Below are 22,055 nucleotides of genomic sequence, written 5' to 3'. Positions count from 1 at the left end.
AAAACTAATTTTGCTCGCGTAAACCCTAATATGCGAAAGAGGAAATACTTGCAGAACGGCATCATGATACTACTTTTTTTAGTGGCCCTGGTTCCTATTTTTAATTTGAAAGTTCCTTTTTTGCAGTTTAGTGTGGACTTTACTGTTCAGTTGATGTTGGCCTACCTTTTTTTAGGCCTTCTCTTTTTAACGATAGACAAGAGAAGACTTTTATTCACCAGCTTTATATGTTGTGGGATGCTATGTTTGTTTTTAAAGCAATCTTCCTATGATAGATTGGCTTTCCCAGCAGTAACACAGCAAGAGAAAGTTACCATAGCGCACTTTAATACTTCTTCGGCAATTGGAGGGTACGAATCCGTTCTTTCCGCTGTTCTGGCTTCTGATGCCGATATCATTTCATTTCAGGAGGTAACACCTGACTGGGATGCATTTTTAACGGAAAACCTTTCTACAATCTATCCATATAATGTGCGGAATGTGAGAATCGATCCTTATGGTATGGAAATCTTTTCGAAACTTCCAATCAAATCATATGATACTTTTCACTATCAGGAAATTCCTCATCAGTTGGTTAATATAGACATTGCAGATGGTGAACAGGTGAACATTATATCAGCGCATGTTTTACCACCTCTAGGACAAAGATTAAATGAGCGAGCCCGAAAACATTTGAATACCATAGCAGAAAAGATCTTGTCTATAGAAGCACCAAGTATTGTACTGGGAGATTTCAATCTGGTTTATTGGTCTAATGAAATCATAAGTTTTAGGCAAAAGGCAGACTTAGAAAACAGTCGACGAGATATTTCTAAAAATCTGTTAGATGTTCCTTATGATCATATCTTCTTTAGCAAGAGGTTAGAGTGTACTGGTTTTGGTGATATTACCGATACGAGCTCGACTCACCTTGGAATAATTGGGACCTACCAACTCAAGCCACTTGCTCAGATTAGAGAAAGCAGTATACCGGATTTTATGAAAAATTAAATATTTAAATTTTTTTCGAACAATAGCTTATCATGCAAAGTTTCGAAAGAAAAACAAGAAAAATGAAATATTTAAAAACACTAGCGATAGCAACTTTAGGTTTATTCGCTTTCACAGCTTGTGATAATGAGAAGGAAGCCGAAGTAGAAGTAGGCGATACTGAAATTTCTATGGAAATGGAAAGAGAAATGAATGATTTCGAAACGACCATGAAAAATTGGGGTGAAAGAATCGACAATGAAATTGCTGAACTTGATGCTGAGATAGAAGAAGCACAAGGGGAAGCTAAAGAAGAGCTTGAAGAAACAAGAGCAGAGTGGAGAGAATGGAGAGCCGATCTTGATGCTAGAATGAAGAGATTCAATCAGAATGCAAAAGACAACTGGGCAGAATTTAAATCAGATACTCAGCGATTCTTCGAAAATATGGAGAGAGAAATCGAGAATGAAGATATAGACTAATTATAGAAGTTAAAAATTGCACTTGAGGCGCACCGACTGGTGACGCCTCTTTTTTTATGTCCTTTTCATACCCATTAATAACGATATACTCTGCTCTACGTATTGATTCTCAAGAATTAACGTTATTTCGTTAGTGGTCGAAAGAACCTCAACCAAAGGAATATCTTCCCATGCTAACTGTTTCAGGATGTAATAATAGATCCCGGAAATTTCAGTACTTTTTTGTGCTAACTTGATCGTAATGGAGGATAAGTCCTCAATTTTAGAAAGTAATACTTCTTCTTTAAAGTATTTTTCGACCTGTTCACTAATGTGTTCGTTAACCAATAAGGTTCGCTCTGACACGCCTTGAGAAAACGTGCAAAAGGCTTCAGAATCACTTTCGATGGCATTAAAAAGCGCTAGCTGGGCTTTTGATAAAGATTTAGTAGAGGCATAGGTGTAAATCAATAAATTGGTTTTGAGGATCAGGTCTCCAAGTTTGGAAATGTATGCCTTTAATCGATTTTGATATTTAAAGTTTTTATCGATGTGTAGTCTATTGATCGCCATAATAATGGCACCAGATCGGACTGATTTTTGTAGCATTTGTTCTACCTCAGGATGGATTTTGCGTGCCAGTGAAGAAACATTGACCAGACCTTCATGAATCGCTTCTTTCATAAAAGGAGATCTGTTCAGTATCTTTTCAACGACTTGAGCTGTAGTGATCACGAATAGTTAAAAATTTCACACAAAGTTAAATTTTAGTTTTAATACACCAATTAATTCTCTCTTTTCTTGTATGGTCTTAGCTTCACATGATGAAAAGTATACAAGGATCAATCGTGGCGCTGGTTACCCCTTTTAATGCTGATGGCGATATAGACTATAGGAGTCTTAAAAACCTGATCCAATGGCATTTAAAGCAGGGGACAAATGGAATTTTAGTAAATGGAACCACTGGTGAGTCACCAAGTATTTCACTGGACGAATTTGATGCCATCACCAAATTTGTAGTGAGACAGGTCAACGCTCAGATTCCAGTTTTGGCAGGAACTGGATCTAACCATACTGAAGATGCCATCATCAAATCGCAGATTGCTGAGTATAATGGAGTAGACGGATTGTTGGTAGTCAGTCCTTATTATAATAAACCATCAAGAAACGGATTAAAGCACTACTTTGCAAGTGTTGCTTCTTCAACCAATTTGCCCCTGATCATGTACAATGTTCCGGGAAGAACTGGAACAGCGATGCCTGTTGATCTGATTATCGAATTAGCAATTACTGTCGGAAACATAATTGGAATTAAAGAATCAGCGTCTAGTATGGGACGCATCATGGATCTCATACAACAAAGGCCGGATGGGTTTCGGGTTTATTCCGGCGATGATGACTTGGCAGTGAATACCGTTTTGATGGGAGGCGATGGCTGTATTTCAGTAGTGGCTAATCAAATCCCAGGAAGATTTTCACAAATGCTCAGTGCTGCTTTCAATGGTGAGGTCGAATTGGCAAGAAACCTACACTATCAATATTATAACTTGATGAAACTAAATTTCATAGAATCGAATCCCATGCCTGTGAAAACCGCTCTCCATCATATGGAATTCATTGATCTCAATTTTAGAAGTCCAATGGTACAAATGGAAAAGCAAAATGAACGGGAACTCGTCAAAGAATTAGAACGGTGTGGATTGTTGCAGTCTCCTGCAATTCATGCCGCTTAATTCAGGAATTATCTAATCCAGCCAGGAAAGTAGCGACCTCAACCTGTGCATTTGTATTTCCAAGACTGTGTATTCTGGCTTTTTCTGCTTCCTCAAGCGCTGCTCTCTCCTTTCCTTGCTTCAGATATAATTTTGCCAGTGTAAGATGTTGATCATAGTGTACTTCTTCACTCAACCGAATAGACTCTTCTACCCTATAAACACAAACTTTTAAGTCTTTCTGATTTGCATTGGCGCATTTGTACTTTCCAAGTTTGTAGAGTAAAAGAGCATCAGGTTGTAAAAGTGTTTCTAAATACTCCTCTCCCAAGGTAACGAAGGAGACATAATCCTGTTCAGCCTCATACCTGCCCAGCAGATACTCATAAGTATATTTATTAGCTTTTCGGGGATAGAGATATCCGAACAAAGTCTCAACCTCATCCTTTTTAGGTCTTGGTGATTTACGGTACAAACAGTCGTTGATAAGAATCTCAAGTGTCTGACGATACTTTTCAGCACCTATATGCGCTGTAAAAATCTCTTCATTAGTGACGTAATAGCGAAACATGTCAGAATCTGTATTGTCCATAAAATTCATAATGAATCGCACATTTTTTTCAGTCGACCAATCTTCCTGCGTTGCCAGATATTTTTGAACAATAGCGTCGTGAGAACCATCCATTTGCTGGAATCTAAAGAAAGCTTCATGAAATAAATATTCCGGATCGTCTTGTGCTTTGGGATCATCTAGTACAAAAAGGATCTTTTCACCGGTTTCAGCCACAGGAGTACTTTCTGCCATCACCTTTTTTGATAATTTCTTAGCCTTTCTAGGCCTGGTTTCAACGATGGCGACCTGATTTCCATTGACCACAGAAGCTCCTATGGTAAGAAGTTGTTCCGCACTCATCAAGCCGTCTATGCGCTGCTTCACAAAACCATTGGCATCTAAAATCAACATGGTCGGTAAGAAAATAATATCGTATTGCTCTGCAATCTCTTTTCCTGCAAAATCATCAACATTGATCTTGAGGTTGATAAAGTTTTCATTGTAATATTGGGCAACCTTAGGATTTCTGAACACTTTGTCCATTTTCTTACAAGGTTTACACCAGATGGCATAACTGTCCAGAAAAATGTCTTTACCTTCTGCTTTAGCGCTAGAAAGTGCCGCTTCTAGTGAGTTTTCTAAAAATGAAATACTTTTTTGGCCAAAAGTTAATGGAATTGCCATCAACAAAAGCGCGACCATCATCCAATATTTTTTCATAAAACTACCTATCTGGACTCTAAAAATTTTAATTGTTGACTAACACGATATTGGGCTTGTTTGTCATCTCCTGCTACCTTTTCAGCTTTCTTCGCCCAGTCCAGGGCTTCATCCCATTTTCTACTTCTAATGTAAGTCTGAGATGCCAATAAACAATTATAAGGAGTCATATTATTATAGGCCACGTTTTCAGCGATTTCAGAAGCCAAATCAAGCGCTTTTGGATCTTTATCATAGGCTTTGAGTAATTTATTGACTAAGTCAATCTCTAATTCCTCGTCATCACGAATAACTTGCCGATGATACTTACCAGCTGCTTTGACATAAGCGTTTGAATCACTTACTCTATTCGCCTTATGCATTTCGCACTCAAGCTCAAACCTTTTGAATTCTTGTTTGGCATGATCCTTAACAGCCTCTTTGGCGTCTTCTTCTAGTGAAGCCACGTCAAATTCTAAAGATTTTTCGAACGTTTGCCATGCTGCCTGATAGATTTTCTCATTGAACTCCTCTCGGCTGAAGTGCTTTAAAGCATGTTTTTTATTCGCTACTAAATTTTCGAACAGCTTAGAATCAGATTCTGTGGTAGCTTCAAAAAGCAATCTAATATTGTCTTCATTTGAAAAATCCTTGATGTCTCGAAGATATTCATTGGCAATTTTTAAGCTGGATTCCCCAGATCTGTTTAATGCCTTAATATATCGATAGACTGTTTCATAGCTTCGGTCTCCTTCTGCATAGAGATTGGCGTATTTTTCGGTATTGTCAAACTTGTCCAATGCTTTTCTTGCCTCAGAAAGGAGGCCTTTGACATCACGCGCACCTTTAAACTTATGGATCACTTTTCCTTCACCGTCGATAAAGAAAAAAGTGGGAAAAGCAGAAACGGGATATATTTTACCGAAGTCTAATCCTTGTCCTTTCTCCATATCAATTTTCATATTGACAAAATTCTGATTGAAAAAATCACCTGCTTCAGCTTGAGGAAAGACTTGTTTAGACATTCGCTTACATGGTCCACACCATACGGCATAGGCATCGACGAAGACCAATTTATCCTTTTCATAAGCGGCACTGAACGCGTCTTTGTAATCTCCTTCGAAGAATTCTATGCCTTGCGCAAATACCAATGAGGTGGTTAAAAGCAGCAAGAGGACAGGATATAATTTTCTCATTTTGAATGAATTAAGTGACATGCGAATATAACAACAAATAATCTATTCATTAATGTCCCCAGGAAATTGCTTTTAACGGAATAATAACAAATATCCCTACATCGAACCACATATATCGTCAGCGGCTGCAAAGGCTCTTTTGTAACCTAGTTTTGCAGCGGCTTTCATGTCAGTGCAAGCTTCCTTTTTATTATTCAACTGAATATTCACACTGGCCCTATTGTAATAGGCAATTTCAGATTCAGGGTTGATCTTAATGGCTCTTGAAAAATCTTTGTGAGCAGCCTTTGCTTTTTCCATTTTAATAAAGGAGATGCCCCGATTAACATACAGGTCAGCTTTGTCTGGAGAGGATTTTATCAACTCGCTATAGTCTTCTACAGCCTCAGCAAATTTACCTTGCTCAAATAAGGCAATGGCACGATTATGCCTAGCACTGCTCAGATTGGGATTGACATCTAAGGCATTAGAAAAATCACGGATGGCTCCGTTCATATCTTCATCCATCATCTTACAATAACCTTTATAGTAATGTGCATAATCATTGCTCGGATCATATTTGACCGCTAAGTTGAAATCAGAGTAAGCTTCCGCATACTTTTCAAGCTGCAGATAAGATTTTCCACGGTTAAAAAGGGCCTTAGGTTGATTCGGTTTAATGTCCAGAGCAGCAGTAAATGCATTGACAGCATCAAAATGTTCACCTATTTTAGTATTGCAAACTCCCAGATTATAGGCAGATGTATATTGATTGGGATCGAGCAATATGGCTTTTTTCAAATCTTTTGCTGCGGCATCGTACATCTCCAGTTTCATAAAAACCGTTCCCCTGTTCGTATATGCTCTTGCATTTTCAGGATCGAGTTTAATGGTTTTAGTGAAAGAAGGTACACTTGCTTCTAATTTACCCATTTTCATTAAAGCATACCCTTTGTATAAATATGCTTTTTTGAAATTGGGATCCAATTCAGCAGCTTTCTCAAAATCTTCTACAGCTCCAGCGTAGTCTTTTACATTTAACTTGGCATTTCCACGGTTATAGTATGCTTTTTGATAGTTTGGATCTACTTGAATGGCCTTGGTGTAAGAGGTAATGGCACCTTGGTAATCCTTGACTTTAAATTTTTCAATGGCATGGTTAAAATGCTCATAAGCTTGTGGTTCGGAATCCTGTGAAAAAGAAAGAGTAGTAAAGAGGGTGAGGGTTAAAACTACTACGGTAATCTTCATTCTTAAAGTTTAGTTTGTTAAAAAAACAAGCAGCGAATTTGATGGGCATTTTCAAGTAAGTAACGAAAAAGAACTTTTTTAAATTATTTTTGTTTCTGATTTGATCCAAAAAAGTCGCTCAAGCGTATTAATTAGTATGTATGTCATCTGACCAAAACAAGTATATTACAGCAAATGATCCGACTGACCCCACCTCTAAATCCAGAAAATCTGATCATATTCAGATGGCATTTGATGCACAGCTTTCTACTCAAAGTATAGACCCGAGGTTTTATTATGAACCCCTACTAAGTGGGCATCCTGATTTATCTAAAACAAAGACTTTAACTTTTCTGGATAAATCCTTCAAAGTTCCGTTATGGGTTTCATCCATGACAGGAGGAACAGAATATGCGGGAAAGATCAATAAAAATCTGGCCAGAGCAGCAGGAGAGTATGGATTTGGTATGGGATTAGGTTCTTGCAGAGGGCTTCTGCACAGTAAGGAAACCTTTGATGATTTTAATGTCAGGAAGCATATGCCGGATCAGGCTTTGTATGCTAATTTAGGCATAGCCCAGTTGGAGGAATTATGGGATAACGGCGCTTTATATAAAGCCCGTGAAGTTGTAGATATGCTTGAAGCGGATGGATTGATCATACATGTTAATCCGCTACAGGAATGGTTGCAACCAGAAGGTGATCAGATTAAAAGTGCGCCCATTGATATTATTAAAATCATTTTGGAAGAGCTGGATGTTAAAGTAATTGTCAAGGAAGTTGGCCAGGGAATGGGCCCCGAGAGCCTGAAAGCGCTTTTCAAATTACCGCTCGAAGCGATTGACTTCGCGGCAAATGGGGGGACCAATTTTGCAAAACTGGAAATGAATAGGGCTTCTCCTTTTATCAGGTCAACTTATATGAAAATCGCAAACCTGGGGCACAATGCTGATGAAATGGTAAAGATGACCAATGATGTGATCGATGAACTAGGCGAAGATCTGATGTGCAAACAAGTGATTGTTTCGGGAGGTGTTCGGGATTTTTTGGATGGATATTACTATACGCAGAAACTGAATGTCCCTGCTATCTATGGACATGCATCCGCCTTCCTCAAGAATGCTAAAGAAGACTATGAAAAACTTCAGGAGTACATTGAAGCACAGATATCTGGGTTTCGACTGGCACAATCATATTTAAAGATTAAAGAATCGTAGATGGATTCGAAAACGATAAGTGGCTTCTCGAAGCTGAATAAAATAGGGAAAATTCGATGGATCGCCGAGAATTTTTTCAAAGATCCGGAAGCAGTGGTGCATGAATTGAAGTCATTTTGGTATGCCAATGAGGCCAAGCAAAAAGTGCTGGACGGCTTTAGCGAGAACACCATAAGCAATTTTCCAATGCCATTTGGTGTAGCACCTAACTTCATCATCAATGGGGAAGCCTATACGATACCTATGGTCATCGAGGAAAGTTCTGTAGTGGCAGCAGCCTCCAGCGCGGCAAAATATTGGATGAGTAGGGGCGGCTTCAAGACGCAAGTCCTTGGAACTGTGAAACTTGGTCAACTGCATTTTAAATGGAAGGGTGACTTTCAGAAACTCGTCGCCCTGGAAAAAAGGTTTGCATCCTATTTGAAACACGAAGTCAAAGATCTCACCTATAATATGAATAAAAGAGGTGGAGGAATAGCTGGTGTTCGGTTCAAAGATTTGTCAAGTGAGATTCCTAATGTGCGTCAACTCATGATTGAGTTTCAGACATGTGACTCCATGGGAGCTAACTTTATCAATACCATATTAGAGAAGGCTTCTGAAATTTTAGATAGGTTTTTGGTACAGGAAGATTCATTAACTGGAGAAGAGAAAGACTACGAAAAGATAATGGCCATACTTTCTAATTATACTCCGGACTGTCTGGTAAGAGCTGAAGTATTTTGCAGTGTGGATGAATTGGGAAGTTTCGGAGATGTGGAGGCTAATGAATTAGCTTCCAGATTTTGTACAGCAGTCCAGATTGCAAGAGTAGATCCTTTCAGAGCGACAACGCACAATAAGGGCATTTATAATGGGGTAGACGCTGTAGTATTGGCGACAGGAAATGATTTTCGTGCCATAGAGGCATGCGGTCATACCTACGCTTCACGTGATGGACAGTACCGAAGCTTATCCTATTGCGAAGTAAAAGATGGTCAATTCAGGTTCTGGATGGATTTACCGATTGCTGTGGGCACCGTGGGTGGATTGACGAATCTTCACCCGATTGCAAAGAGGTCGTTGGAATTACTTGGTAATCCATCTGCTGAAAAGTTAATGCAGATCATTGCTGCAACAGGTCTCGCCCAGAATTTTGCAGCCGTCCGATCTTTGGTGACGACCGGAATCCAAAAGGGTCATATGAAAATGCACCTGATGAACATATTGAATCATTTAGATGCCAGTGAAGAAGAGGTAGACGCTGTGTCTGAGCATTTTGAAGATAATACCATCAGTTTTTCGGAAGTCAGAAAGTATGTTGATCGACTAAGAAGTGCCTAATTCTCTACTCTAGCGGCCATATCCCTGGCTCTTTGAATTTGCTCGGCAGAAGCCGGATCAGCTTTTTGCTCCTCGGCATTTTTCGGTTCTAGATTGACATGGGTGAAAACAGGAAAATGATCAGAATCGATTTTTCCTCCTCGGTCCATTTTAATCAATCTAAACTCTTCTGATATGAAAATATGGTCAAGAGGCCAGCGCAAAAGGATGTTTTCTGCATCAAATGTGTTGTATAAGCCCCTGCCTTTTCTCAAATCGAGTAATCCACTGACCTGCTCGAATAACTGAGTGGTATTAGACCAGGCCACGTCATTAAAATCACCCATCACGATGACTGGATACTTAGAATCCATGGCCTTGAGTGCAATTTTCATCATTTCAGCATCCCTGTCAGTCGAAGTTGGGTTATGCTGAGGCATAGGAGGTGTAGGATGAATGGCATAAAATTGTATGGTATCTCCGGAAGGCATCTTCAACTTCGTGTGAATCGAAGGTATGCTATCACTAACCAAGAATTTTACTTCTGGATCTAGCATTTCAAACTTAGAGTACATCAGCATACCATAAAAATTATTCAATGGCATTTGCTTGTTGTAGGCATACTGGTCAAAAATAGCATCATTGATTTCTTTCTGCCACTTCCAATTGGTCTCCGTCAAAAGCACAACGTCCGGATCATATGCTTTGATTTGATCGATCACCAGCTGATAAGATTCGTTGGTCTGCAAAACATTGGCCGTGTATAGTTTAATATCGTTTTCAGGTTGTGGCATCTCCGTATCAGAAATGTCTTTCTTGGCTAGCTCTGTATAGGGAAAAATTTTGCTGACCTGATAACTGAAACAAGCGAAAAGAACGATGGGAAAGAAGAGATCGAAACCATCCGAATGATCAAACCTGATCAAATAAACCAAAATAGCTACGAGTGTCAACAAAGTTAATTGCAGGTGAGGGAAATCAAACATCCTTATCCACCAATAATTGGCACCGAAAATAGGTATCAGGGTCAACGCAATGGCAATAAAGCCAAATATCTTCAGGAATAATTTTAGACTCATAGTCAGTTGTTACTTACACTATGACTATTAGGATCAATATGTTCGTTATTAGAGTTGTTCCAGCAATCTATTCATACTCACCTTTTCCCCAATCACAGATTTTATTTCTGAAATCTTCACGCGGATCTGGTCTAAGGTATCCCGATCTCTAATGGTGACAGTATCATCTTCCAGTGTATCGAAATCTATGGTTACACAGAATGGAGTGCCAATAGCATCTTGCCTTCTGTACCGCCTTCCTATGGCATCTTTTTCATCATACTGGCAATTAAACTCGTACTTCAAGCTTTCAAAAACTTCCGTTGCTTTGGAAGTGAGTTCTTCCTTATTTTTCAAAAGCGGCAAGATGGCACATTTCACAGGGGCCAATGCCGGGTGCAACTTCATCACTATTCTAGCAGAGTCATTACCATCTGCATCCGGTACCGTCTCTTCCTGTAAGGCATTGCTGATTTGTGATAAAAACATTCGATCACAACCAATGGAAGTTTCCAAAACATAAGGAACATAGTTTTCATTAAGCTCAGGATCAAAATATTGGAGCTTCTTTCCGGAAAGCTCCTGATGTTGACTTAAATCAAAATCCGTTCTGGAGTGGATGCCCTCTAATTCCCGGAAGCCAAAAGGAAATTCAAACTGAATATCAACAGCTGCATTCGCGTAATGGGCCAGATTTTCATGATCATGATACCTCAATTTCTCAGAAGGTGTTCCCAACGCTCTATGCCATTTAAGGCGTGTCTCTTTCCAGTATTCATACCATTCCATTTCAGAACCTGGCTGGATGAAGAATTGCATTTCCATTTGCTCGAATTCTCTCATTCTGAAAATGAACTGCCTGGCCACTATTTCATTTCTGAAAGCTTTTCCGATTTGCGCAATGCCGAAAGGAATCTTCTGTCTGGTTGTTTTCTGTACATTCAGAAAATTGACAAATATGCCCTGAGCGGTCTCCGGTCTAAGGTATAATTTGCCCTCTTCTCCGGCAATATTACCCAATTGGGTGTTGAACATTAAATTGAACTGTCTGACTTCGGTCCAATTTCGTGAACCACTGGCCGGACAGGCTATTTCATACTCTTCGATCATTGCTTTTAGATCTTCCATGTCACCGGCTGACATGGCCTTGGCTAATCTACTCAATGCTTCATCGATTTTAGCCTGCCGATCCAAAATTCGACCATTGGTCTCTCTGAATTGTTTTTCATCAAAGGCTTCTCCGAAACGCTTTCGCGCCTTGTCAACATCTTTTGTGATTTTAGCCTCAATTTTCTCTGCATATTCCTCTATCAAAACGTCAGCCCTGTAGCGTTTTTTAGAATCTTTATTATCAATCAGAGGATCATTAAAAGCATCGACGTGTCCGGAAGCTTTCCAGGTTTTCGGGTGCATAAAAATGGCAGCATCTATACCCACAATGTTCTCATGCATCTGAACCATGGACTTCCACCAATATTCCTTAATGTTGTTTTTTAATTCAGAACCATAAGGTCCATAATCATAAACTGCGCTGAGCCCATCATAGATTTCGCTGGATTGAAAAATGAATCCATATTCTTTGCAATGTCCTATTAGTGTTTTAAAGTCCATATTTTATAGTTCTGGTATAGACAGCTGTCTAATTTTTTTCAAACAAGCTGCAAATATAGAATAGTTTGAACTTTAATTGAAACTTAGTTGTCTGTTTAGAGTTTAAATCCTATACCTTTGTGCCAATGAACAGATTGCCCGTATTTATTATTTTTTCAGCGTTTTATCTTGCATTCTGCTACATTGCTTATCTGTCCCTCAATGCCGTTTTTGATGGACATGTATTAATGAAATCTATTTTCGGTAGCCTGGTCATCATCGGCGTTTTTGGTATTTACCGGGGATTAAACCAATTTACCGGCAGGCCTAGAACTCCGGGATCCAACTTTCTAATCGGTTTTTCTTTTTCGCTCTTCATATGCTTGCTACTGTTCACTGTTGGACAGTTCTTCATCTATATCATCAAAGCCATTATTGCCGTTTTCATGTGGAATAAAGCAGTGATCAGCTATCCAACACTTTGGCCTTCCTATGTCCTTTTAATCGTTGTCAGTCTGATTTTCATTTCTATGCTTTATGGGGCGATTTGGGGGAAATACAGATACTCAGTCGAACGAATCAAAATGAAAATTAAAGATCTACCTGAGGCCTTTCGGGGCTTTAAAATCGCCCAGATCTCAGATATTCATTCAGGGACCTTTGATTCAATCAGACAGGTGGAAAAGGGCGTTCAGAAAATTAATGACGAAAAGCCGGACCTCTTTCTTTTTACCGGAGATCTTGTTAACTTCCATAAAGATGAGATCGACCCTTTTATTCCCACCTTTGCCAAGATTAAAGCCCCATTTGGGCAATATTCTATTCTGGGAAATCACGATTATTATGGGATGGCTAATGTCCCGCAAGCAGAAAGGGGTAATTACTGGTCACAGTTTGATCAAAAGCACGAGCAAATCGGTTTTAAACTTTTAAGGAACACCAATGTCCAGATCCATAAAAGCGGAGCTGTTTTGAATATTATCGGTGTTGAGAATTGGGGAACAGGAGGATTTCCAAAAACAGGTGATTTAAGCCAGGCCATAAGGGGTATGGATGCTAATGCTCCATCAATATTGATGTCTCACGATCCTTCGCATTGGGATCATGTGGTCTTAAAAACCAAACCCATTATAGATCTAACCTTAAGTGGCCATACACATGGTATGCAATTCGGGATCAATTCCAGATGGCTGAAATGGAGCCCGGTGAAATATCGATATAAGCGATGGATGGGGTTATATGAAGAAGATGGCCGCCAACTATACGTCAACCGAGGTTTTGGATTCCTGGGCTGGCCTGGTCGATTATTCATGTGGCCTGAGATTACCATTTTTGAATTAGAACCTGCAGAATAAAACTTATGAATACACCGATCTGCCGCCTTGATTCAATATCGAAAGAATGTTTATCTTGTCTTTATAAATCTAAGGAATGAATAGAATTCATATTGCTTGCGTCATTGTATGTTTACTCTTTACCAATGTCGTCAGTAGTCAACTTTATATAGGAAACTTCGTAGGTGAAGATAGTGATGAAGTGAATGGGACATGGAATTATGAAATTCCTTTGGGTTTTCCCATTACCCTCAAAAAATGGAACAATGGAAAACACAAGTTGAGGATATTCCCGGCTTATACCTTTAGTCAGACCTTTCTCAGTGACCGATGGATTTTTGATTCAGATGGTACCACGACCACTTACATGTTGGATCCAGATCCAGCGCATGAATACAGAAAGTCCATATTTACGCACCAGAGTAAGATTCGCATGTGGGCATGGGAATCCTGGCTGGGTTTCGAGTCGCAAATAGGAAAGGCAGAAATCCATTTATTTTATACACCCTCCTATATCCAGGTGGGTTCCTTTAGAAGGAAATATGTAGAAGACAATGAAGTGATCAAAGTACGTGATCGATTTAGAGACAAGGCTGATTTCTACAACATCAAACGCTTGCAACACAGATTGAAAGGAAGCATTACCTTATATGGAATAGGAGTAGGGGGTTATGTCAATCTCACTTCGTTCTTTCAGGAGCAAACCGGAATTGATCTGCAAAAATTCGGTCTGACCATTGTCATTCGTCAATCTTTTTGGACTGACTTATTTGACCTGGCTTTGGAATCTGAAGACAAGGACAACAATAATCCCGAAATTAAGAGGATGATGTTTTAGTGAAAAATTGATTTTATTTGCGTTTCTCCCAATAGTAATCATAAAAAACTTCAGGTTGATCTGTATTGATAAGGTCTACGTCCATTGACCTGAGAAAGTCCCACATTTCAGGGTGATCAGGAGCAGCCCATAATCTTACATATATTCCCTTAGAATGAGCTTTTTGAATAAAATCCTTAAAAACTTTCTTTTCTTTTATGTCAATGTTTTGCACTTTCCTACTCGAAAAGAATTGATTGTAATTTTGACTGATGAGGGGCATCTGTTCCGAGGTGAAATCTCCCTTCAGATCATCAGGTCGGCCATCTAAGTACATGATGCGATCTGCAGCAATACGGTCAATAGCTCGGTTCCCACTAATGATAAATTTCACATTTTCTAATTGATATTCTGGCAATATCTCCGCTAACCTTTCATAGGTTTTATCGGCATTTGTTTTGACATCAATCAACAGGAAAAGTGGGGATTGTATAAAGGGTATAGATTTCAATGGTTTTAAATACATCGACTCTAAAGTTTGACTGGAATCCAATCTGGTTGGCCTTCCATGAGAAACGTATAGTTCTCCTTTAATCAGATGAATATCTACTTCTATTGATTTGAATCCCAGGTCAAGAGCCTTCGTAAGCGGTTGTTCCTTTTCATAATCATTGTGAGCATGCCCCGGAATAGTATGAAACTTAGCATAAATGGTATTTAAGAGCCGTCCATGATCATCACCATGATATTCCCAAAACATGATTCCTCCGAGATCCTGGTCTGCCACATAATCCGCCTTGACCTCAAGAGAATTTGGATTATCATATCCGATCAACGATTTGGTGCTGGCCTTCCAGGCAAAAGGAGCCATAAAGGAGGTATCCCAGGATTCAGTATATCCAGCATCCAGACTATCAGAAATTGACCCGAAACCCATACTGATGGAAGCTTTAGATACTTCTTCCCCAACGCCTTCTACGCCTATCCATCCTCTGCCATAAAATGCGACGCCCAGATTGAGATTACCTCGCGGTACACCCGCTGCAATATGTTGTTGAACCGCTTCATGGCTGTTTGGATAAAGTCTGGAGTGATTGCCAGTATGGGTACTCCAGGCACCAAAATAATCATAGGTCATGATATTGATGAAGTCCAGGACTTTTGCGATTTCAGCCATTTCCACATGATCCAGGTAGCGTTGTCCTGCAGCTGAAGCAATCGTCAGCAGATAATGGGTTTGATCCTCTTTTCCTTTGGCATCCAATTTTTGTCGCAGCAACCTTAATGCCTTCGTAAAATTTTCTTTGTCTTCGGGTCGGAAAGTATTACCATTTCCTGCCTGACCCGGATATTCCCAGTCTAAATCGATACCATCTAATCGGTGTTTGATTAAGAATTCAACGGCACTATTGGCAAAGGTTTCTCTGGATTCATCAGACACCACGGCATCAGAAAAGCCTCCTGACCTGGTCCAGCCTCCTACTGATACGAGTAGTTTGAGATCCGGATTGTACTTTTTAAGACTGTTGAGGTATGCCAGATGACTGCTGTCTGAATCATTGATTTCCACGACCTGGTCATTCACAACATCAGCAAAGGCATAGTTGACATGGGTGAGCTTTTCAACGGCAATGCGTTCAGAAGTGGTGTCGATTCGGGATCCCATTACATAACCGACAATTCGCTTTGGGTTTTGCGCCTCACCATTGGCATAAAGAAATAGCAACAGGAGTGCGATTATAATTCTCATGATTATGAAGTTTGAAGGATGCCAATATAATAATTGGGATCAATGGAAAAATCTTCTGAAGGAACATCTATCGCATTCCAGCTGCCAGCCTTTGGATATATACGTTGCGTTTTATTGCCGAAAGTCACATCAATAGGCATATCAAAACCATTGACCACACTTCCCCATCTAAAATAAAATTGACCCTCTTTAAAATAATATTCCAATTGAGGAACCCTGATATCTCGTAAATATTGGTCGAAGACTGGGGCCAAATCTATACCAGCTTTCTCCCTCATGTAATCTTCTATTTGTTGGGTCGACACCGTCTGATGATAAAATTCCTCATTCAGGCCCCGAAGGATCGCTCGCCATTTTTCATCATCTCTGATAATGGTTCGAATGGTATTCAGCATGTTTCCACCCTTGACATACATGTCCCCTGAACCACTGTGATTGACATCATAAATACCGATAATGGGCCGATCATTTTTGATCAGTTTACGGGTGCCCCTCACATACTCCTGTCCGATCTCCTTGCCATAGTGATATTCGAGAAACAGACTCTCTGAGTAATTGGTGAAGCTCTCATGAATCCACATGTCAGCAACATCCTTATAAGTAATGTTATTGGCAAACCATTCATGTCCTGTTTCATGAACGATGATAAAGTCAAAAAGAAATCCATGACCGGTGCCGCTTCCATCATTGCCCACATACCCATTGGCATAGCCATTCCCATAAGTGACGGAACTTTGATGCTCCATCCCGGGATAGGAAACCTCGACTAACTTAAAACCATCTTCATAAAAGGGATAAGGGCCAAACCAATATTCGAAAGCTTGCATGGTTCTCACTGCGTCTTTGAATTGCACTTTGGCCTTTTCCAGGTTATAGGGTAGAACATAGTAATCCATTTGTAACAAACCTTTCTCTCCTTCATACACTTCTTCGAAATGAGCGTAATTCGCAATGTTGATATTCACGCCGTAATTGTTCAATGGATTATTGACAAACCAGTGGTAGGTCTTGGTGCCGTCATTGTTCTTATCCACCTTTCGAAGCTGGCCGTTGGATACATTCATCAGGTCTTGAGGAACAGTAATGCTCATTAACATGCTGTCCACCTCATCGTACATATGATCTTTGCAAGGCCACCAAATACTGGCTCCTATGCCCTGACAGGTAGAATGAATAAAAGGATTCCCTTCCTGGTCTTTCTGCCACGTGATGCCCCCATCCCAAGGTGGTCGCGCAGCTTCGGTAGGAGTTCCACTGTAGTGTACTCTTATGGTATGAATATCCCCTTTTCTTTGCGGCTGTTTTACGGTCACGAAATGGGCATTGCCTTCGTGGCGAACCATGAGCTCATTCCCTCTTGAATCGGTGACTTTCGTCATTTGAAGCGGAGGCTGAAGGTCTACTTGCAACACCCGCTTCGGCTCAAGCACCCGATACTGAATGTCGACACTTCCATCAAAATGCTTGCGTTCCGGATCAATTTTAAGGTCTAAGTGATAGTAGGTCAGATCCCACCATTCCCTTTCAGGAGTGATCATGCCTCGTAAAGAATCCTGATATGTAAACTGCTGAGCATTCAACTCGAATGAAAAAGCAATTGCTAGGATGATATATAATATAGTCGTTCGCATTAATAGATGATTATTTCACTTTTAAATAACGAAAGGGGCTTTATTTTCGTTCTTTCATTGTAATTCTATCTGTTAGCATAGCAGAAAGCCATTGAGCAACACCGTCCTCATGCTTTTATTTATTGTAAAAACGCCACTGCGTTTTAAAATCCTCTTTTAGTTCCTGATCTGTCAGGATCGCTCTTACCATTTCCACAGGCATGGCATTTTCTTCCAATACAGCATCATGAAATTGCTTAAAAGTCATTTTTCCACTATCCACCAGCTCCTCTTTGAGCGCTCTGAATTGCAGTCCTCCGACCATGTAGGCTATTTGATAAAGCGGGCCGTAGTTCCCGGTGAAGGATCTTCGAACCTCGCCTTCAGCATTTGCCCTCTCATGACCGACTCTATCCACCAGATAATCAATGCATTGTTGGGGTGTCCATTCGCCCAAATGGTAGTTCAGGGAAAAGATAATTCTGGCGCAACGGTGCATTCGCCAGAACAGCATGCCTATCTTATCTTCCGGTCCTCTTGGAAATTCTTTATCCCACAAAAGTAATTCCCAGTACAATGCCCAACCTTCTGTCCAGAAAGGAGTGCGGAAATTTCTATAAGGATGATTTCGATTATTGACATATTGCTGTAAATGGTGACCAGCGATCAATTCATGATGAACAGTAGCCCTGGAAAAATGAGGATTGTTTCCTCTCATCGACATGAGTTTGTCGTCGTGGTCCATTTCATCTGTAGGATAGGAAATCTGTAATACTTCTCCACCCAGAAAAAACGGACTGATTTTTTGCCGCTCTGGTTCTATCATCCGCATTCGCCAGGTTTCCTCTGCCAAAGGCGGAATGGTTAGAAGATCGTGCTCTTTCAAAAAACTGACGGATTGGTTGTAAAGATCAAGCATGGCCTCCGGCTGCTGACCGGGTGGGACAAATGACATTTTGACCTTTTCCTGAGCCGCTTTCCAGTCATCTCCAAAACCCATTTCTCTGCTTGCCTTGAGCAACTCTCTGTCACACCATTCAAATTCTTTCATGGCTATATCCACCAATTCCTCCGGAGTGTATGGGATCATATTTAATTCCAATCTGCGAATGATTTCCTGGCGACCTATTGGGCTACCGATGATTCCACTTCCATCATCCTTAGGGAATGTGGATTCGTCTATGGCATTTTCAAATTGTATTTCCAGACTGTCCAATTGGTGCGTCAGGTTTTCGTAGGGCTGTGTCACCCACCAGGTAAATTCCGGATCGTAGCCCTGGTAAAATTCAAAAACAGACTTCAATGCCTGGTTGTAACCGGCTACTATGCCTGCTGCCCGCTCTGCCAGCGATCTTTTGAATTTGATGTCATCTGAAGACAGTTGCCTGGAAACGGCATGAAAGTTTTCCGAAACCTGGTCCAGCGTTCTTGCAACCTCACTTCCATCTAAATTTTTACCCCTCCTCCTTTCTTTTTCCAGGTCATAAAGTGGCAAACCTGGATGGGTATATACCGCAACCTGTTGGTATTCATCTCTTTCACTCTGAAGCCTGTAAAGCCGGTCTTGAAGGTCTCTTTTGGTCAATAAATATTCCACCCGTCCACCGACATTCATATCTTGAAATGAATAGGCTTCAAGTTCTTGCAGCTTGTCATTGTAGAAAGCTGTGAAGCGTTCATTTCTTTCCGGGGAATTTCTAATGGCATAAAATCTGTATAAACTACGTTCATCTTCCTGTAGATTAATGATAAAGTCATAAAGACCGGTCACTGGATCTGTTTGTGCAGACAGACTTTCCGTTTCAGGCCAGGCCATACAAGGTGCAATTAAAATCAAAAGCGCAAAGTAGAATCTATACATATCTATAATTTGTGATGAATACCAAAATTATCACAATTTTTACCTGATTTTCGAAATAATAGGTATTTTAAATTTTATTTCAGACTGAATCTGAAACATAATAAACTAGATCTTCTAATAAAAACTTTATGGAAAATACCAACAATGCTGCGGCAGTAAACACCAACAGACTTTTTTATGCCAGCTGTTTTGCGCTAATCACGACAGCGTTTTCTTTTAGTCTTCGGGCTGGAGTACTACCGCAGCTTGCGGACACATTCGGGCTATCTGCCGGACAACTTGGAGTGATCAACTCTATGTGGTTCTTCGGATTTCCCATTTCGATGATCATCGGAGGACTGGTATATCATACGGTAGGTCCCAAAAGAATCATGCAATTCGCCTTTTTTGCTCACACCTTAGGGATTTTGATGACCATATTCGCAGGCGGATACTGGACATTGATCTTTTCTACTTTGTTCATTGGACTGGGCAATGGCTGTACAGAAGCTGCGTGTAATCCAATGATTGCAGATAGTGCGACCGGAAAGAAAATGAATACACTGATGAATCGATTCCATATGTGGTTTCCGGGAGGCATTGTCCTGGGAAGTTTGATTTCCACGGGATTAAATGCGGCAAATATACCCTGGCAGATCAGTATTTGGATCATTATGGTACCAACGATCATTTATGCATATCTCTTCTTCGGGCAAACATTTCCAAAACCCAGAGTTCAGGAAGCGAAGACGCTTACGGGTAATCTAAAGGGAATGGCTCAGCCGATCTTTATTTTCATTGCCGTGTGTATGGCTTTGACAGCTATCACAGAGTTTGTTCCTGGCCAATGGGTGAGATTGATTCTGGATAAATCAGGTGCCAATGCGATGTTGATTCTGGCTTTGATGACGGGAGTGATGGCAGTAGGAAGGTATTTCGGTGGAGAGTTTGTACATAGATTTGATCAGACAGGAGTACTGCTGGGATCTGCTATCCTGGCAACTCTGGGCATGTTCTTATTAAGTACTCAGACAGGCGTGATGGTGTACGTTGCTGCGGCCATTTTCGGAATGGGAATCTGTTATTTCTGGCCCAATATGATTGGTTTTGTGGCGGAGAAAATACCGAAAAGTGGAGCGTTGGGAATGTCAATTATTGGTGCAGTGGGTATGTTTATGACTGCCAATATGCAGCCTATCTTTGGAGGTTGGATTGACAACGCAAGAGCGAGAGCATTAGATTTGGGATTGACTGGAGATGCATTGGAATTGGCAGCAGGCCAGGAGACTTTGAAAACGATGATCCTGTTCCCGGGTACCTTGATTGTATTATTCACCATCTTGTATTTCTGGGTTAAGAATAGAAAAATAGCGACGCCGGCTGAAGCCCAGGCAGCAGAACCGGTGACTGAAATGTAAACTAAAATGAGAGCGCGTATTGCATCGAGTTTTGGTTAGTGATGCGCGCTTATCTTTATAAAATTATACGTATGCAAATCTCTTTGACGAGGCCTTTTTGGAGCTTATTGGTAGTATTTTATTTGATGGGATGTGGAAGTTCAGAACAATCCAGTGCTGTTGATCAGGAGGAGGAAGTCAAGGAATGGTTGGTATTTGATGGCTCTGAGAGCAATGATAAAGAAATTGTTCTGGTTTCCGGAGATGAAGAGTATCGTTCTGAGGAGGCCTTGACACAATTGGCAAAAATATTATCTGAACATCACGGTTTCAAATGTACGGTTTTATATGCTCAAGATCCTGAGAGACCGGGATATGTAGACGCCAATTATACCAGGAATATTCCGGGTCTGGAAGCGCTGTCCACGGCAGATTTAATGGTCATTTTCACGAGATTCAGAGCCTTGCCGGATGATCAGATGAAGTATATTGACGATTACTTGAAAGCCGGTAAGCCGGTCGTTGGTTTGAGAACAGCAACACATGCTTTTAATTTTGCCAAGGATACCATGACCAGGTATCCCCATTACAGCAACTATTATTCCGGTGGAGAGATGGGATGGACTGATGGTTTTGGTAGATTGGTTCTGGGAGAGAAGTGGGTGAATCACCATGGGCATCACAAGCATCAAAGTACCAGGGGAATCATCGCTCCCGATGCTGAAGGCCATCCTGTGGCCAATGGCTTGGAGTCAGGAGAAATCTGGGGTTCCACGGATGTTTATGGGGTCAGATTGCCGCTGCCTGGCGATAGCAAGCCCATTGTTTTGGGTCAGGTTGTCAATCGAGAAGGAGCGTATGATGAAGAGGATATTTTCTTTGGAATGAAGGATACGGATTCAGAAGTGGCAGAAGTCAACGACAAAGGTATTCGAGTCAATGATACCTTAATGCCTATTGCCTGGACCAGGACTTATGAAATACCGGGAGGTCAGCGTGGAAGGGCGTTCACTTCTACGATCGGTTCTTCTTCAGACATGTTAAATGAAGGTGTACGGCGATTAATTGTCAATGGCGTTTTCTGGGCGATGGGTCTGGATGTCCCGGACGAAGCCAATGTAGCATTGGTGGGTAATTACGATCCTTCAGCCTACGGATTCAAAGATGAGAATTACTGGCCGGAGAGAGGACTTAAGATTGCCGAACTGAAGGAGTAGGCTAATAGCTTAAGGAGATCATAAATAGGATCAGTTAAGATGCCCGGCTTCCACAATCCCATGCTGCTCACCAATCATTACCAATGGACTTTCACCCAATTTAGATTTGAGATTTAATGCCAAT

18 protein-coding genes are annotated in these 22,055 nt (G+C 40.7%); 9 read left to right on the top strand and 9 right to left on the bottom strand.

What is annotated here, in order from left to right:
- The first annotated feature begins 30 nt into the window (after positions 1-30).
- Together L2567_RS10415 and L2567_RS10410 are read left to right on the top strand one after the other, a co-directional pair.
- Positions 31-990 (top strand): endonuclease/exonuclease/phosphatase family protein, encoded by a 960-nt coding sequence (locus L2567_RS10415; protein WP_235297703.1) that lies wholly within the window; start codon positions 31-33, stop codon positions 988-990.
- A gap of 62 nt (positions 991-1,052) precedes the next feature.
- A complete protein-coding gene (locus L2567_RS10410; protein WP_235297702.1) occupies positions 1,053-1,451 on the top strand; it encodes a hypothetical protein in 399 nt (132 codons plus the stop codon).
- A gap of 54 nt (positions 1,452-1,505) precedes the next feature.
- On the opposite strand, the gene L2567_RS10405 is transcribed toward L2567_RS10410, so the two are convergent.
- Entirely contained in the window at positions 1,506-2,114 is a 609-nt protein-coding gene (locus L2567_RS10405) for a hypothetical protein (protein WP_235297701.1), read from the bottom strand.
- Positions 2,115-2,254: 140 nt separating this feature from the next.
- Between L2567_RS10405 and dapA the strand changes: the two genes are divergently transcribed.
- Positions 2,255-3,163: a 4-hydroxy-tetrahydrodipicolinate synthase gene (gene dapA / locus L2567_RS10400; RefSeq protein ID WP_235297700.1), complete on the top strand. Its 909-nt coding sequence runs from the start codon at positions 2,255-2,257 to the stop codon at positions 3,161-3,163.
- A gap of 1 nt (position 3,164) precedes the next feature.
- Here dapA and L2567_RS10395 read toward each other — a convergent pair whose 3' ends face one another.
- The 3 genes from L2567_RS10395 to L2567_RS10385 form a co-directional block, all read right to left on the bottom strand.
- The gene (locus L2567_RS10395) at positions 3,165-4,415 is read right to left on the bottom strand and encodes a thioredoxin family protein (RefSeq protein WP_235297699.1); all 1,251 of its coding nucleotides are present in this window, start codon (positions 4,413-4,415) and stop codon (positions 3,165-3,167) included.
- An 8-nt stretch (positions 4,416-4,423) separates the two neighbouring features.
- Positions 4,424-5,590, bottom strand: coding sequence for a thioredoxin family protein (locus L2567_RS10390; RefSeq protein WP_235297698.1), 1,167 nt, complete (start codon positions 5,588-5,590; stop codon positions 4,424-4,426).
- Positions 5,591-5,686: 96 nt separating this feature from the next.
- The gene (locus L2567_RS10385; RefSeq protein WP_235297697.1) at positions 5,687-6,820 is read right to left on the bottom strand and encodes a tetratricopeptide repeat protein; all 1,134 of its coding nucleotides are present in this window, start codon (positions 6,818-6,820) and stop codon (positions 5,687-5,689) included.
- 140 nt (positions 6,821-6,960) lie between these two features.
- Between L2567_RS10385 and L2567_RS10380 the strand changes: the two genes are divergently transcribed.
- On the top strand, positions 6,961-8,016 hold the full coding sequence (locus L2567_RS10380; protein ID WP_235297696.1) for a beta/alpha barrel domain-containing protein: 1,056 nt from the start codon (positions 6,961-6,963) through the stop codon (positions 8,014-8,016).
- Entirely contained in the window at positions 8,017-9,339 is a 1,323-nt protein-coding gene (locus L2567_RS10375) for a hydroxymethylglutaryl-CoA reductase, degradative (protein ID WP_235297695.1), read from the top strand.
- On the opposite strand, the gene L2567_RS10370 is transcribed toward L2567_RS10375, so the two are convergent.
- Positions 9,336-10,397 (bottom strand): endonuclease/exonuclease/phosphatase family protein, encoded by a 1,062-nt coding sequence (locus L2567_RS10370; protein ID WP_235297694.1) that lies wholly within the window; start codon positions 10,395-10,397, stop codon positions 9,336-9,338. The two genes, L2567_RS10375 and L2567_RS10370, sit on opposite strands and share 4 nt — an antisense overlap.
- 48 nt (positions 10,398-10,445) lie before the next feature.
- Positions 10,446-11,987 (bottom strand): glycine--tRNA ligase, encoded by a 1,542-nt coding sequence (locus L2567_RS10365; protein WP_235297693.1) that lies wholly within the window; start codon positions 11,985-11,987, stop codon positions 10,446-10,448.
- 125 nt (positions 11,988-12,112) lie between these two features.
- Here L2567_RS10365 and L2567_RS10360 point away from each other — a divergent pair, with 125 nt between their 5' ends.
- Together L2567_RS10360 and L2567_RS10355 are read left to right on the top strand one after the other, a co-directional pair.
- Positions 12,113-13,321 (top strand): metallophosphoesterase, encoded by a 1,209-nt coding sequence (locus L2567_RS10360; protein ID WP_235297692.1) that lies wholly within the window; start codon positions 12,113-12,115, stop codon positions 13,319-13,321.
- Positions 13,322-13,397: 76 nt separating this feature from the next.
- The gene (locus L2567_RS10355; protein ID WP_235297691.1) at positions 13,398-14,138 is read left to right on the top strand and encodes a hypothetical protein; all 741 of its coding nucleotides are present in this window, start codon (positions 13,398-13,400) and stop codon (positions 14,136-14,138) included.
- Positions 14,139-14,151: 13 nt separating this feature from the next.
- Here the strand turns inward: L2567_RS10355 and L2567_RS10350 are convergent, their stop codons facing one another.
- From L2567_RS10350 to L2567_RS10340, 3 genes are all read right to left on the bottom strand, one after another.
- Positions 14,152-15,867, bottom strand: a complete 1,716-nt coding sequence (locus tag L2567_RS10350; protein ID WP_235297690.1) for a glycosyl hydrolase family 18 protein — start codon at positions 15,865-15,867, stop codon at positions 14,152-14,154.
- Between the two features lie 2 nt (positions 15,868-15,869).
- Entirely contained in the window at positions 15,870-17,498 is a 1,629-nt protein-coding gene (locus tag L2567_RS10345; protein ID WP_235297689.1) for a M1 family metallopeptidase, read from the bottom strand.
- A gap of 115 nt (positions 17,499-17,613) precedes the next feature.
- The gene (locus L2567_RS10340) at positions 17,614-19,338 is read right to left on the bottom strand and encodes a DUF885 family protein (RefSeq protein ID WP_235297688.1); all 1,725 of its coding nucleotides are present in this window, start codon (positions 19,336-19,338) and stop codon (positions 17,614-17,616) included.
- Positions 19,339-19,466: 128 nt separating this feature from the next.
- Between L2567_RS10340 and L2567_RS10335 the strand changes: the two genes are divergently transcribed.
- The gene (locus tag L2567_RS10335; protein WP_235297687.1) at positions 19,467-20,735 is read left to right on the top strand and encodes an MFS transporter; all 1,269 of its coding nucleotides are present in this window, start codon (positions 19,467-19,469) and stop codon (positions 20,733-20,735) included.
- Positions 20,736-20,806: 71 nt separating this feature from the next.
- Positions 20,807-21,931, top strand: a complete 1,125-nt coding sequence (locus tag L2567_RS10330) for a ThuA domain-containing protein (protein WP_235297686.1) — start codon at positions 20,807-20,809, stop codon at positions 21,929-21,931.
- Positions 21,932-22,055 lie beyond the last annotated feature (124 nt).

Origin of the sequence: Portibacter marinus, from assembly GCF_021533195.1 — a bacterium.
GTDB lineage: Bacteria > Bacteroidota > Bacteroidia > Chitinophagales > Saprospiraceae > Portibacter > Portibacter marinus.
Note: the sequence above shows the minus strand (reverse complement) of the source record. Positions and strands in the feature narration are given on the sequence as shown.